The 13,514-nt window shown below is 40.7% G+C and carries 14 protein-coding genes; 3 read left to right on the forward strand and 11 right to left on the reverse strand.

From position 1 onward, the window contains the following. Positions 1-47: 47 nt before the first annotated feature. The 3 genes from H6G75_RS04050 to H6G75_RS33420 all read right to left on the reverse strand — a co-directional run bounded on the left by H6G75_RS04050 (position 48) and on the right by H6G75_RS33420 (position 1,101). The gene (locus H6G75_RS04050; protein ID WP_199337705.1) at positions 48-272 is read right to left on the reverse strand and encodes an MbtH family protein; all 225 of its coding nucleotides are present in this window, start codon (positions 270-272) and stop codon (positions 48-50) included. Positions 273-533: 261 nt separating this feature from the next. Further along, on the reverse strand, positions 534-872 hold the full coding sequence (locus H6G75_RS04055) for a XisI protein (RefSeq protein WP_190978696.1): 339 nt from the start codon (positions 870-872) through the stop codon (positions 534-536). A 103-nt stretch (positions 873-975) separates the two neighbouring features. Then, positions 976-1,101 (reverse strand): hypothetical protein, encoded by a 126-nt coding sequence (locus H6G75_RS33420; RefSeq protein ID WP_277884066.1) that lies wholly within the window; start codon positions 1,099-1,101, stop codon positions 976-978. A gap of 151 nt (positions 1,102-1,252) precedes the next feature. On the opposite strand from H6G75_RS33420, the gene H6G75_RS04060 reads away from it, so the two are divergent. Further along, the gene (locus H6G75_RS04060; protein ID WP_190978697.1) at positions 1,253-2,173 is read left to right on the forward strand and encodes a hypothetical protein; all 921 of its coding nucleotides are present in this window, start codon (positions 1,253-1,255) and stop codon (positions 2,171-2,173) included. A 34-nt stretch (positions 2,174-2,207) separates the two neighbouring features. On the opposite strand, the gene nifJ is transcribed toward H6G75_RS04060, so the two are convergent. The 8 genes from nifJ to H6G75_RS04100 all read right to left on the reverse strand — a co-directional run bounded on the left by nifJ (position 2,208) and on the right by H6G75_RS04100 (position 12,648). Beyond that, positions 2,208-5,891, reverse strand: coding sequence for a pyruvate:ferredoxin (flavodoxin) oxidoreductase (nifJ, locus tag H6G75_RS04065; RefSeq protein WP_190978698.1), 3,684 nt, complete (start codon positions 5,889-5,891; stop codon positions 2,208-2,210). Positions 5,892-6,370: 479 nt separating this feature from the next. Beyond that, complete coding sequence (locus H6G75_RS04070; RefSeq protein ID WP_190978699.1) at positions 6,371-6,808, reverse strand: YidH family protein; 438 nt, start codon at positions 6,806-6,808, stop codon at positions 6,371-6,373. Between the two features lie 12 nt (positions 6,809-6,820). After that, positions 6,821-7,411, reverse strand: coding sequence for a hypothetical protein (locus tag H6G75_RS04075; protein ID WP_190978700.1), 591 nt, complete (start codon positions 7,409-7,411; stop codon positions 6,821-6,823). Between the two features lie 188 nt (positions 7,412-7,599). Then, positions 7,600-8,433, reverse strand: coding sequence for a DUF692 domain-containing protein (locus tag H6G75_RS04080; RefSeq protein WP_242051448.1), 834 nt, complete (start codon positions 8,431-8,433; stop codon positions 7,600-7,602). Positions 8,434-8,436: 3 nt separating this feature from the next. After that, positions 8,437-9,483: a TIGR04222 domain-containing membrane protein gene (locus H6G75_RS04085; RefSeq protein WP_242051449.1), complete on the reverse strand. Its 1,047-nt coding sequence runs from the start codon at positions 9,481-9,483 to the stop codon at positions 8,437-8,439. A gap of 46 nt (positions 9,484-9,529) precedes the next feature. Then, positions 9,530-10,483, reverse strand: coding sequence for a TIGR04222 domain-containing membrane protein (locus H6G75_RS04090; protein ID WP_190978701.1), 954 nt, complete (start codon positions 10,481-10,483; stop codon positions 9,530-9,532). Between the two features lie 105 nt (positions 10,484-10,588). Then, positions 10,589-11,755: a TIGR04222 domain-containing membrane protein gene (locus tag H6G75_RS04095; protein ID WP_190978702.1), complete on the reverse strand. Its 1,167-nt coding sequence runs from the start codon at positions 11,753-11,755 to the stop codon at positions 10,589-10,591. 101 nt (positions 11,756-11,856) lie between these two features. Beyond that, positions 11,857-12,648: an ion transporter gene (locus tag H6G75_RS04100; protein WP_190978703.1), complete on the reverse strand. Its 792-nt coding sequence runs from the start codon at positions 12,646-12,648 to the stop codon at positions 11,857-11,859. Between the two features lie 84 nt (positions 12,649-12,732). Here H6G75_RS04100 and H6G75_RS04105 point away from each other — a divergent pair, with 84 nt between their 5' ends. Both H6G75_RS04105 and H6G75_RS04110 read left to right on the forward strand, forming a co-directional pair. Continuing rightward, positions 12,733-13,164, forward strand: a complete 432-nt coding sequence (locus H6G75_RS04105) for a nucleoside deaminase (protein WP_190978704.1) — start codon at positions 12,733-12,735, stop codon at positions 13,162-13,164. A 25-nt stretch (positions 13,165-13,189) separates the two neighbouring features. Beyond that, entirely contained in the window at positions 13,190-13,507 is a 318-nt protein-coding gene (locus tag H6G75_RS04110; RefSeq protein WP_190978705.1) for a hypothetical protein, read from the forward strand. The last annotated feature ends 7 nt before the right edge of the window (positions 13,508-13,514 follow it).

The following is a 13,514-nucleotide window of genomic DNA, read 5'->3' on the forward strand; positions in this document are numbered from 1 at the left end:
CCATAGAAATCAGGTGCGTTAATGAAATGTAAAGCACTCTACTGGACTCACTGGTAGCCCATTTCTTCCATTTTCTTACGCAAGCTCAAAGGTCTCATGTCTACCCATACCTCTTTAATGTATTCCAAACACTCTGCCTTAAGACCTGTTTTACCCGCATCTCTCCAGCCTAAAGGATTTTCTCTATCAGCTGGCCAAATAGAATATTGTTCTTCATGATTAACTACAACTTTGTAAATTGTTGTATCTTCAGTCTCCCTATCTATAGTCATAAGTGTTTTCTTTTTTTGTTTTTTTATAATAACTGGTTACTACATATTCTGACTTTTCTAACAGGAATACAAGGACAGTTAAGACACTTAAGAAATTTAATTGTTAAGAAAAATTGCAATTACTAAATAAATTTTCATAGTAAAGACCTGTATTCTGACATATTTTTTGGATGAATGAGACGCTGGCGTTAGTGTTTTTTGAAGGATTCTAGTGATTACCTTGTTATCCTAATTGGACAATTTCACAACCACACTTGTCTATCAAGCCACGGCAAAACCTGTATGTTGCCGGATTTTTGGATGGCGAAAACCAAGTACGATATCTTCTCTAGATATACCTTCTGCCATTAAATCAGTTGCAACACCTTCTTCTGTGTCATCATGTTGAATCCAGACTTTATTACCAATCAAACTAATATGAATGGGAGTTGCATGGAGATATTTATCACCATTCCAACCCATGTCTAGAGCTAAATACTGCCCTCGTTCATCATCAAATACAACTTGACAGGTGTAACTATCAGGCAGAGTAGCACGATAGTCTGCATGGTTTTGGAGGACAGACTTAATAATGCTTTGGTATTTTAGTCGGGTATCCATTGCACAAAAGATAATAATGATAATGGATAACAAATGATAGCTGAAAAACAAAACAGGTGCATTACATTTAATTAATACAAACTAAGCTATTCATTCGGTAAGATTAAGCTTTCGCTTTATCGTCATTATCTACAGCTTGCATTTTTCGCATAATTGCAGCTTGAATCTTGGCATCAATGGCACTATATGAAATAACTTTAGCCAATAGATAAGTTTGGCTTGATTGCATAATTCAATACTCAAAATTACTGAGTGAGCGTACATCTAACTACAAAGATTTCTTAATATTATTATGTAATTCTACCAAACTGTAATAAATGTAGTGTAATTTGTAGTATAATATAACAATAGCAATATAAATTTTTGGTTTAAGTGCAGCAGTGGCAGAAGAAATTGATTTGATGAAGCTTGTTATTGAAGTAGATGATGAACTAATCAAAGAAAGTGTAGAACCCTTTCAACGTCCTTTAGCTGCTTATATGAGAATTGCACAGCGTCTGAAACCAGGTAGCAGTTGTATTCTTGAAAGCGATCCACTTTTTAACGCAGTTAATTATATATATGGCGAGTTATACCGTCCATCAGATATTCATATGCCGCCTATGCATATAGGAGCATTCATGTTCCGAGACGTGTTCTTTCCTCTACGAATTCCACTAATTTTTGGCTCACCAGTAATCAACCCAGTTGATTTTCTCATTGATGTACCTGACATACAAAAACGATGGTTGTTGACAGACCAACAATCTGGCTTGGCTTTTTTTGATCAAGTTATTGACCTAATGGATTTTGTGTATGGACTTGATGATCTTGAAAAAATAGGACAAGTACCTAATAAAACGGTGGAATATTGGTGTCTAGCAAAACAGCAACTGGAGGCAGCAGCAGCAACAGTATTAGGTTCATTCAACAAATATGCTGTAATTCAGAATTGTTGCATTTCGACAGAACTGCTATTGAAAGGAACGCTGATTGCTAAAGGAATCGACGAAAAGACTCTAGCAAGCAAGCAAAAGGGTTACGGACATGACCTTGAGAAATTGGTAGATAAAACTGCCCAACAGTTGCCTAATTTTGACCGAGAAACCGTACTATTTGTCGTTAAACAGCTTCCAGACTATGTTGAGAGTCGGTATGAAGCCAAAAACTTATCACGCTTAGATATTGGAAACTTTTTGATGAATACCCAATTCGTTGGTGGTGAAATTTTACGTCAGTTTTCTGATCGCAACCTTCGTTTAAAATTTACAGCTACGCCAGATGATACTTGGAATTTAACTCATCGGGCATTTCCAAAATAAACAAAAGCTGAAAATGCTCACCCTACATATAGTTTTAGATATTGCGTTCTGCTAAATATTGATACATTTGCCAACGCGCATCGACTTCGGCTTGTGCTTGTTCTAACAATTGCTTGGCAATTTCTGGTTTACTCTTGGTGAGCATTTTGAAGCGATTTTCTTGATACATTGATGCTTCTACAGATTGCGTCGGAGGGCGCATATCTAATTGCAAGGGGTTCTTACCTTGTTCTTTTAATAGGGGATTGTGGCGATACAATAACCAACGTCCTGATTCTATCAAAGCTTTTTGGTGATTCATTCCCGTGGTCATGTTGATGCCGTGGGCGATGCAATGGCTGTAGGCAATAATTAATGATGGGCCGTCGTATGCTTCTGCTTCTAAGAAGGCTTTGAGGGTGTGGTCATCCTTTGCACCTAAAGCTACACTCGCTACGTAGACATTACCGTAGTTCATCGCCATTAAGCCTAAGTCTTTTTTGGGTGCAGGCTTACCACTGGCGGCAAATTTGGCTACGGCTGCTTTGGGGGTGGCTTTGGAAGATTGACCGCCAGTATTAGAATATACTTCTGTATCCATCACCAAAATATTGACATTGCGACCACTGGCTAACACATGGTCAATACCGCCAAAGTCTATATCATACGCCCAACCATCACCGCCGATAATCCAGACGCTTTTTTTGACGAGGTAATCTGCAATAGATTTTAAATTGATAATTTTAGATTTTAAATTCGCGTCGATCGCAGAAGTTAAAATGTGATCTAATTTGTCTTTTAATAATGAAACTCTTTCTCGTTGTTCCCAAATGTCGGCTTCGTTTTTTTGTTCAGCATTGAGGATAGATTGAACAAGATTGTCGCCTACTTCACTGCTGATTTGTTGTAATAATTCGGCGGCAAATTCGGCTTGTTTATCTATAGATAGGCGATAACCAAAACCAAACTCGGCGTTATCTTCAAATAAACTATTCGACCAAGCGGGGCCGCGTCCGTCGGCGTTGGTTGTCCAAGGTGTGGTGGGTAAATTGCCGCCGTAGATGGAGGAACAGCCGGTAGCGTTGGCAATAACTGAGCGATCGCCAAACAATTGGGTTAATAATTTTAAATAGGGTGTCTCACCACAACCAGCGCAAGCACCAGAAAATTCAAATAAGGGTTCTTGTAATTGTTGTTGACGAATTTGGTTTAATTTTAAATTTCTCCGGTCGGGGTTGGGTAAGTTTAAAAAGAAATTCCAGTTTTCTCTTTCTTGTTCTCTTAAAGGTAGTTGCTGCGCCATATTAATGGCTTTTTTCGTCGGTTCAGATTTACTTTTCGCCGGACAAATATTTACACAAATAGCGCAACCTGTACAATCTTCGGGAGCAACTTGAATAGTAAATTTTTGATGATTAAAATCCTTATCTTTGGCATTCACCGACTTAAAGGCGGACGGTGCATTAGCTAATTCACTTTCTTGATATACTTTGCCACGGATGGCACTGTGCGGACAAACCATCACACATTTACTGCATTGTACGCAGACATCCGGTTCCCAAACGGGGATTTCTTGGGCGACGTTGCGTTTTTCCCATTTGGCTGTACCTGTGGGGAAGGTTCCGTCTGCTGGTAAGGCGCTGACAGGTAAATCATCGCCTTGCCAAACCATGATTTTACCGAGGACTTCTTGGATAAATTCGGGCGCACTCACAGGTAAGGAATTGGTCGAGAATAATTCCTCATCTAGCCATTTACCTTGTTCGGCGGTGGGGATATTGACTTGATGCAGATTATCTAAGGTCATATCAACCGCTTGCATATTCATGCGGACGATATCTGCACCTTTTTTACTGTATGTCTTTTCGATCGCCTGTTTAATTTTGGCGATCGCATCCTCTTGTGGCAATACCCCAGCTAAGGCAAAGAAGCACACCTGCATAATTGTATTGATGCGTCCCCCCATGCCACTTTCTCGGGCGACTTGATTGGCATTGATGACATACAATTTCAGCTGTTTATCTAAAATTTGCTGTCGGACTTTCACAGGGAGATTTTGCCAAACTGTCTCTTTATCAAAAGGACTGTTTAACAAAATTGTCGCGCCAGTTGCCGCCCCTTGCAGTACATCGACCTTTTCTAGAAATACCCAGTGGTGACAGCCAATAAAGTTAGCTTTGTCTATCAGGTAGGTAGACCGTATCGGTTGCGGTCCAAACCGCAGGTGAGATACGGTCATGGAACCGGATTTTTTCGAGTCGTAGACAAAGTAACCTTGGGCGTAGTTATCGGTTCCCTCACCAATAATTTTGATGGAGTTTTTATTCGCCCCCACCGTCCCATCGGAACCCAAGCCGTAGAACATTGCCCGGACAACGCTATCGGGTTCGATGGAAAAGTTGGGGTCAAAGGAAAGGGAAGTGTGGGTCACATCATCGTGAATACCCACAGTGAAATGATTTTTTGGTCTTGGTTGAGATAAGTTGTCGAAGACGGCCTTCACCATTGCGGGAGTAAATTCCTTGGAGGAAAGGCCGTAACGACCACAGATAATCATCGGTGGGACTTGATCTCGACCACTACCACGGGCAGCGACAATTTCTGAGGGAACTTTGTCTCTGCCACTACCACGGGCAGCGACAATTTCCGAGGGAACTTTGTCTCTACCACTACCGCGTTCAGCATAGATTTCGTGGATAGCTGCGACCACATCGAGATATAGTGGTTCGCCGGTGCTACCTGCTTCTTTTGTGCGGTCTAAAACCGCGATCGCTTGTACAGTTTCTGGTAACATTTGCACAAACCTTTGGATATCAAAGGGACGGTAGAGGCGTACTTTCACCACGCCGACTTTTTCCCCACGGGCGTTGAGATAATCAACTGTTTCATGGACAGTTTCACAACCAGAACCCATGATGACAATTACCCGTTCCGCATCTTCAGCACCGTGATATTCAAAAATGCGGTAATATCTACCTGTGCGATCGCCAAATTGATCCATGATATCTTGGACAATCTCTGGACAGGCGTTGTAGTAAGGATTTGCGCCTTCCCGCGACTGGAAGTAAACATCAGGGTTTTGGGCAGTACCCCGCAACACAGGGCGGTCTGGGGTTAAAGCACGGGCGCGGTGTTCTAAAATTAATTCGTCAGGAATGAGCGATTTAATATCGTCATCCGCCAATAATTTCACCTTCTGCACTTCATGAGAGGTGCGGAACCCATCAAAAAAGTGCATAAACGAAACTCTTGATTTGAGAGTAGCTGCATGGGCGATGAGGGCTAAGTCGTGACTTTCTTGCACTGAAGCGGAACACAACAAGGCAAAGCCAGTCGCCCGCGCCGCCATCACATCACTATGATCGCCGAAAATGGATAAAGCATGAGTAGCCAATGAGCGTGCAGCCACATGAACAACTGTGCTAGTGAGTTCCCCCGCAATTTTGTAGAGGTTAGGAATCATTAACAATAGCCCTTGAGATGCCGTAAATGTGGTACTCAGAGAACCTGTTTGCAATGCCCCATGAACTGCACCAGCCGCACCACCTTCACTTTGCATCTGCACAACGCTGGGAACCGTACCCCAAAGATTGGGACGACCTTCTGCTGACCAAGCATCCGCCCATTCACCCATCGCGGAAGAGGGAGTAATAGGATAAATAGCAATTACTTCATTTAATTTGTAAGCAACACGGGCAACAGCTTCATTCCCGTCGATGGTTGCAAAGGTTTGACTCATAATTGTAGTCCTAGCCTTTAAACGGCACTATCAGACAGCGTTGTGGTACTAATTAGAAATAGTTAAAGCCTGGAAGTTGGTGGTTGGTGTTAGCTGCATCCAACTGGAAAATCCAATATGTGTAGGTAGGATTATCCCTGGTTAGGATAATATTTGATTGACCACTTGCGGGCTTTGGAGTTGACTCTAAATAGTGATTGTATGCTCTTAGTATCTCATCCGAAATACTTTATTTAATAATATCTATTAACGATGTACTCAAGGGCAGAAACAATCTCTCTTCAAGACTTTTGAATAGATGCTTTTGATTTGTGGGGGTAGAGGTGCGGGAACTGATTTGAGTTTTCAAAACAGTTTTATTTGCCTGATTAATATATTCTAAAATTTTAGCGGCTGATATTTAAAAGCACAAATTTAATTTGAAAAATATGCCAATAGTCATAATTTAAATATGTCTATGGTCATAAATAAATCATGAATTATTTTGGGTTAATATTTTTAGTTTGGGGCTGGGGTGGTATTGAAGATGGGCGTGGTGTCTGATGATTGCGTAAAAACAATAAAGGAATACTCAGTAAACCTAAAATCATCACCACTGCGGTGAGTATCCACACAGGTAAACGATTGGGTTGATAATCTCCCCGTTCAATTTGCCAGAAAACCTGATTATATCGCCACGCGGCTAGGGCGATCGCACTTACTCCCACAATTACTAAAGCAACTCCTAAATTTTCCGAGTTAAATAAAGGATGAACCACGGGTTCTTGTTGGGTAATTGCTGTATTTAATTGGCGTAAAAATAGACCAAACCTGGCAATAGCAAAACCAAAACCAATCAAAGCAATAGAAGTTCTCAACCAAGCGAGAAAAGTTCTTTCATTGGCTTGATGTTCTCTCTGGCGGTCTATTTTGTTCATGAGTAAACTAATCTACAACTCCTGATACTCTCCGCGCCTCCGCGTCTCTGCGTGAGATAATATTATATGACGTAAGTGCGATCGCCCCGACCAACGCCACCAGATTGCCAATGTTGGTTTTGCAGTAAAATCACGATGGATAGCGTAACGCAACCAACAAAATTTTAAATAAACTCCAGGTTCATAAGTTAACAGCCAAGTTTGTTCATACCTCACTAAATCACCTATCCAAGCAGGTTCTAAGTTTTCATTTTGCGCCACCTTAATCATAAAGTTAGCAAAAGCGATCGCATCATCCCGATGTTTTTTAATTCCCGTGGGTAAATAGGTTTCCGCATATCGCCAAAACAAAGTATTAAAATCTTTCCCTAACGCCTTAGCAGTGCGGGGTAACAGTTCCCGTATTTCCCCTAACCGCTTCCACTTGAGAGAATTGGCAAATATATTGACTTCCTGTGATGACACTTCCGCTAACTGCTGCACTTCATCATCACTCAAACCAAACTCCACACCCACCGCTTGCGGGTTGGCAAAAAAACGCCCTCGAAATTCAGTATTGGTGTAAAGCTGGGCTAAAACTTGCTGGGTTTGTGCTAACCCCATCTTTGATAACTCCTAAGCTGTTAAATTCATATCTTTCTTGCACCAAGCGACTGAAGTCGCGGCTACATGAACAAAACCCGCACTTCGACAAGCTCAGTGACCACCTGCGCGGGTTCAAAACCCTTGATTTTCCTTTAGTCCGCGTAGGCGGACTTCGTTCTTATAGCCGCGAATTCCATTCGTCGGGGCTAGTGCAAGATATGTGTGTTCATAATCTTTCGTGCTGTCTGCAATTCTTGGGCTATTTCTGTAAACGGAGGTAAATTTTCATCCCGTTCTAACACTATCCCTTTCACGGAAATGTGGGCGACAACTTCCGCCATTATTTGCCAAACTTCCGCAGGGGTTGACTGGGAATGACTATCAATTAATACACCATCGTGCCAATGTCCGCCGACGAAATGCAACTGTACAACACGTTCCCAAGGCAAATCATTGAGAAAATCTTGGATATCATAACCATAATTCACCGCATTAGTATGTAAATTGGTCACATCCAACAGCAACCCACAGTCAGCACGTTCTACCACTTCTGTCAAAAACTGCGCTTCGCTCATCTCTGCACCAGGAAGTTTTACCATATAGGTAATATTTTCCAGAATTAACGGCACATCAACAAAGCGTCGCACTTCGGCAATATTGCGACAGAGTATATCTACCGCCTCTTTGGTGTAAGGTAAGGGTGACAAATGCCCAATATCCACACCGCCAGCTTTGGTAAAACAAATATGTTCACTCCACCAAGGCGGGTTAAGTTGTTTAATTAATGTTGCAAGTTTGCGTAAATAATTTGTGTCTAAACCTTCTGCACTACCCAGCGACAAATTAATGGCGTGGGGAACTATCGGGAAATGTGCAGCCAGTATTTCCAACTCTTGTTGTTTTTGTACTGGTGCATCAAGATAATGTTCTGCCACAATTTCCAGAAAGTCCACTTGCTGACGGTTGAGAAATAAATCACTTTTGAATGGTTCTCGAAAACCCAACCCGACACCCAAACTAGGAAGTTGAGATAACATCATTTTTTAGTCTCCACCACAACCGCCACAACCACCACAACCACCGCCGCAGGAACCGCTACAACCGCCACTACAGCCACCACCGCCACAGCCACCAGAACTACTATTTTGCCCATAGGCGGTATTTATCACAGGTACAAAAATATTTTGATATCTGTCGTAGCGGCTTCCGGTGAGTAATTCAAAGCCATAAAGTGCGACAGCCAATTTGTATTCCAACTCCGACGGAATGCCAATTTCTACTTTTTGTTTTAACTGCGCGAAGGTTGTTTCGGGGATATCAGCTTGAATTTTCGGTTTTAATTGTCCAAATGTGACTTCGAGTTGTTTGAGATAATTTTTCCCCAAAGTGCTAAGACGAGGTATTTGAGAGAGACTGTGGAGAAAATAAACCGAAAATATTCCCACAATGATGAGATAAGCGACATTATGGGAGTCATCTAATAACGCTACTACCAATTTAAAGCCACCTAACATCAGAATGATAGAAATCCCGATAAAGCTAACTAACTCTTTTCGGACTTGCATTTGTTCAGAAGTTAGCAGTTGTTTATTTTGTAATTGTTGTTGATAAACTGTGCAGTGTGGCTGTAATTGTTTGGCTAATAACCATCCAGATGTTCTTGGTGTTGTCGGTGTAGCAAACCAATCAAATGCCTCACGTTGTATGGTTGTTAGCAGAGATACATCAGGATGATTTTTTGCTTGCTGGATAGATTCTTCCGTGATTTGTAAATAACCGCGTTGTGACAAGTCCATCACTGCTACCTTTGCTACTCCCATTTCTTCAGAACGCAAGTAAGCAATTTCGTAAGGATCTGGTTCAGAGGGAATAAGAGGTAAAGGTTGATTTCTCGTAGGATCTTGCATAAACCAGCGACCAACTAACGCCGTGATGATGACAATAGCACCATAAAACCGCAGAAAATCAACGTTATTCATGTCTGTGATGATTTTTGAGATCGCCACCACCAAACACATTACCAGTAAGATAATCAGTAACTTGAGTATGAGCGATTTTATAACTGTGCTGGGTACAGGTTTAGTTAACATTCTCTACATCTCAATTTTTCAGACAGCCTGTTGTATGACATTCTCTCTAACCGCCACAACCGCCACCACAGCCGCCGCAACCACCACCACCACAAGAACTACCGCAGGAACTCCCACTACTGCATGAACTACTACTACAAGAACTACCGCCAGAACCACTACTACATGAACTACTAGACGAACTACTGCGGCTACTTGTCGTAGAATAAGCCGGCGGAAAAAACGCTTTATAGTAAGCATCGTAAGCAGTTCCCGCCAAAGACTCAACACCAAATAGTGCTAATACCAGTAAGTTGTTATTGACGATAGAAGTTTCGCGCAGTTTGTTGAAAGTGGTTTGAAGTTGTTGCAGATACCTTGTTCCGAGATGACTTAGGGGCGGATGGGGCTGACTCACAAACCACAGCAGATAAATAATGGATAATACGCCCATAATTATCAAAAAACCAACGTTGTAGCGTCCCTTACCCAAGGCTATCAGCAGCTTATAGCAACCGAAACTGAAAATCAGCATTGCCCCCATTAAGCCAAATTGAACGTTACGTATTTGCCATTTACCTGCATACAGTAATTTCTCATCATCCAACTGTTCTTGATAAGCAATGCAGAATGGTTGTACACACTCGGTAGCTAACCACAGAGATGTTTTAGCTGTAGCAGGTTCAGAAATTTTCTCAAAAACTTGCCGTTCGACTGGTTGTAAATTTGATATGTCAGGATGATCTGATGTTTTACTGAGAGTCTGTTCACTAACTTGCAAATAACCCTGCTGAATCAAGTTGAATAATACTAAATGGGCAATTCCGGTTGCTTGAGAACGCAAGTAAGCGATTTTGTAAGGATCTGGTTCAGCCGGAATTAAGGGTAAAGGCTGATTTTTTGTTGGATCTTGGACTAAACGCTCACACAATAACAAAGTTGCGATGATAACAACACCATACAATAGCAGAAAGTTCGGCCCATACATATCTGCAACGAAATTGTGCAGTAATGTATCCATTACTTTTACTCCTTGTTAGGAACAATTAATTGTCAAAATTTTGGTAGCGGTTGTTTAATTCATCTCGCTTTTTCAACTCTGCACAGTATTATATCATACTCAGTTTTAGCCACCACCGCAGCCACCGCCACCACCGCAAGAACTTCCACCGCCACAGGAACTTCCGCCACCACAGGAACTTCCACTACTGCAAGAACTTCCGCCACCACAGGAACTTCCACTACTGCAAGAACTCCCCCCACCGCAAGAACTTCCGCCGCCACAGGAACTTCCGCCACCACAAGAACTTCCGCCACCACAAGAACTCCCACTACTGCAAGAACTTCCGCCACCGCAAGAACTTCCGCCACCGCAAGAACTTCCACCGCCACTACTATCTATGCTTGTGCTGGTATATTGTCCCGATGATGAAGTGAAATACTGAGCAAAATTAGCGTATTCAGTTCCATATAAAACGCCTGTACCAAAAATAGCCACAGGCAACAATATATTAAATTCTGTACCATCAGGATAATCTGATACAGGTTGAGAAATTTTGCTTTTGAGTTGTGTAAAACTTTGCTGGAGTTGGTTTATATAAGCTGTTCCAAGTTGAGTTAGGCGTGGTGGATAACAGATAAATTGAATGATGACGAATGAGATTATTCCCATCATGAAGAGAAACCCAACATTGGTATATCCTTTAAACAAAGCTACGCCAAGTTTATAACCACCTAAACCGACAATAATTAAACTCCCTAGTTTATTGATTCTTCCTGCGGTTTCGATTAGTGTTGGGGGTGATAGAAGTTGCTCGTTAAGTAGTGATTGTTCGTAGACTTTGCAGTAGTAACTAATTTTAGTTGGAAGAGAGGAAAGCAAGATTTGACTAGCTGTTTGGGGAACTGAAAAATGCTCAAATACTTCACGCTCAATTGTAGATAAATTATCAGAGTTAGGTTGAGTAGGCGATCGCTCTATCGTACCGCGTTCAATTTGCAAGTAACCATCCTGAAGCAAGTTAAATATAGCCAAGCTTATAACTTCATTTTCTCCACCACGTAAATATGCAATCTTATAAGGATCTGGATGAGTGGGAATTAATGGTAAAGGTAACTTTGCTGTTGTGTCGCTTTGTACACTCCAATAGGCGGCAAACATAGTTACAGCAATGAGACAACCATACAACACCAAAAAGTTCGGCCCATACATATTCGCAATGGGGTTACTCAATGGGTTAGGAACGGTCACTATCAGCAACATCGCTATAATTGCCAGTAATAACTTATCCATTGCTAAAATTCAACTCCTGATACTTTCAGAATTGAGTCTATTCAGCAACCGCTACAATTTCCGACAAGCTTTTTACGTAAAATTTTAGAAAAGTTTAATTTTTACTCGCCACTTTTAATTCTCAATTTTGTCCCACATCTTTTACAAAAAGTCGCATCTAAATCATGAAAAGCTAACCCACAACCGGAACATACCGTTTCTACCTGATTAGCATTTTTTACCAACCGCTTAATTAAATCTCCCACTTGCCAAGGAATTAAGGTGACACCTGTTAAAATCATCAAGACTGTCAACAACCTTCCTGCTTCCGAAATTGGTGTGACATCCCCAAACCCGACAGTCGTCATCGTGACAACAGAAAAATAAAACGCATCCAAAAATGTAGTGTAAACTTGCGGATTGACTGGATGTTCAACTTGATAAATTAACCCAGAATAAATAAAAATAATTGCAAATAATGTAAACAATATCCGCACGAAGATTAAACTATCTTCGCTGCTGACACTGGCAAACAAAAATTTCTGATCAATAAACCTAATTAATCTTAAAATCCGAAACCATCTCAGCAGGCGAATAAAACTGATATCTACTGCACCAAGAAAAAATGGCAATATCGCCATTAAATCTAAAATTGCATAAAAACTAAAAATATATTTCAGCTTGTTTTCGGCACTCCAGAGGCGAATTATATACTCTACTGCAAAAATTACCAAAATAGCAGTATCAATAAAATCAAGCTGTAATCTAATATTATAAGGAATATTATAAGTTTGGGCAACAAAAATGCCTGACGAAATTAGCACTAAAGCTGCAATTGTCAGATTAATCAATTTTCCAGTAGGTGTTTCCAAGTCTGTTAAGTAAAATTCTGTTTTTTCTCTACTTATTAACATATTTTTTCGACCTTTAAAAATTTCACTGAATTTTAATCTCTGTGGAATATGATTGAGTCTGATTTTTGACTATTAATAACAACAATGAACCAAGAATATTTTATGCGTTTAGCTCTGGAAGCTGCCAAAAAAGGTGATTGGCCTTATGGTGCGGTAATTGTCAAGGATGACGAAGTTGCTGCGGTAGCATATAATACGGTGCAAACAGATAGTGACCCATCTGCACATGCAGAAATAAATGTGATTCGCAAATTAACAACTAAACTCAAAAAACCTTCTTTAGAAGGTTACAGCATATATACAACTTGTGAACCTTGTCCGATGTGTGCAACAGCTTGTGTGTGGACAGGTATATCAGAAATTATCTATGGTGTTTCGATTCAAGATTTAATCTCGATAAACCAGTCACAGATTCATATTTTTTGCGAAGAAATCATAGCCAAGTCCTTTAGAAATATCAAGGTGACAAAAGGTGTTTTAAAAGATGAATGTTTGGCTTTATTTATACAAAATTAATTATTTTAATAGTGTCAGGTGCTAAATGTCGAAAATAATTGGTTTAGACGGATTAACGGTAGCAGAAGTCAATCAAGAGTTAGCCAATGGTGCTAAGTTTATTGTTTTTCTTTATTGCTTTTCGATAGTCATTTTGACTTTTAAACGTAGTTCTAATATCTATTTTATTAAATCTGATGATAAGACTCTGAAAAAAAGCTTAAAATTCACTTTAATTTCTCTATTTTTCGGCTGGTGGGGTATACCTTGGGGTATTATCTATACAATTCAATCTCTGTTGACAAATTTTCGAGGTGGTAAAGATGTCACGCCACAAGTAATGTCGGCGTTACGACAACCATGATTTTGAG

The organism is Nostoc sp. FACHB-280, from assembly GCF_014697615.1.
In the GTDB taxonomy this organism is placed as follows: domain Bacteria; phylum Cyanobacteriota; class Cyanobacteriia; order Cyanobacteriales; family Nostocaceae; genus Nostoc_B.

Excerpts from the sequence above, each read along its gene's own strand:
- H6G75_RS04050 (WP_199337705.1), bottom strand. The coding sequence starts at position 272 with ATGACTATAGATAGGGAGACTGAAGATACAACAATTTACAAAGTTGTA.
- H6G75_RS04055 (WP_190978696.1), bottom strand. The coding sequence starts at position 872 with ATGGATACCCGACTAAAATACCAAAGCATTATTAAGTCTGTCCTCCAA.
- H6G75_RS33420 (WP_277884066.1), bottom strand. The coding sequence starts at position 1,101 with ATGCAATCAAGCCAAACTTATCTATTGGCTAAAGTTATTTCATATAGT.
- nifJ (WP_190978698.1), bottom strand. The coding sequence starts at position 5,891 with ATGAGTCAAACCTTTGCAACCATCGACGGGAATGAAGCTGTTGCCCGT.
- H6G75_RS04070 (WP_190978699.1), bottom strand. The coding sequence starts at position 6,808 with ATGAACAAAATAGACCGCCAGAGAGAACATCAAGCCAATGAAAGAACT.
- H6G75_RS04075 (WP_190978700.1), bottom strand. The coding sequence starts at position 7,411 with ATGGGGTTAGCACAAACCCAGCAAGTTTTAGCCCAGCTTTACACCAAT.
- H6G75_RS04080 (WP_242051448.1), bottom strand. The coding sequence starts at position 8,433 with ATGATGTTATCTCAACTTCCTAGTTTGGGTGTCGGGTTGGGTTTTCGA.
- H6G75_RS04085 (WP_242051449.1), bottom strand. The coding sequence starts at position 9,483 with ATGTTAACTAAACCTGTACCCAGCACAGTTATAAAATCGCTCATACTC.
- H6G75_RS04090 (WP_190978701.1), bottom strand. The coding sequence starts at position 10,483 with ATGGATACATTACTGCACAATTTCGTTGCAGATATGTATGGGCCGAAC.
- H6G75_RS04095 (WP_190978702.1), bottom strand. The coding sequence starts at position 11,755 with ATGGATAAGTTATTACTGGCAATTATAGCGATGTTGCTGATAGTGACC.
- H6G75_RS04100 (WP_190978703.1), bottom strand. The coding sequence starts at position 12,648 with ATGTTAATAAGTAGAGAAAAAACAGAATTTTACTTAACAGACTTGGAA.
- H6G75_RS04105 (WP_190978704.1), top strand. The coding sequence starts at position 12,733 with ATGAACCAAGAATATTTTATGCGTTTAGCTCTGGAAGCTGCCAAAAAA.
- H6G75_RS04110 (WP_190978705.1), top strand. The coding sequence starts at position 13,190 with ATGTCGAAAATAATTGGTTTAGACGGATTAACGGTAGCAGAAGTCAAT.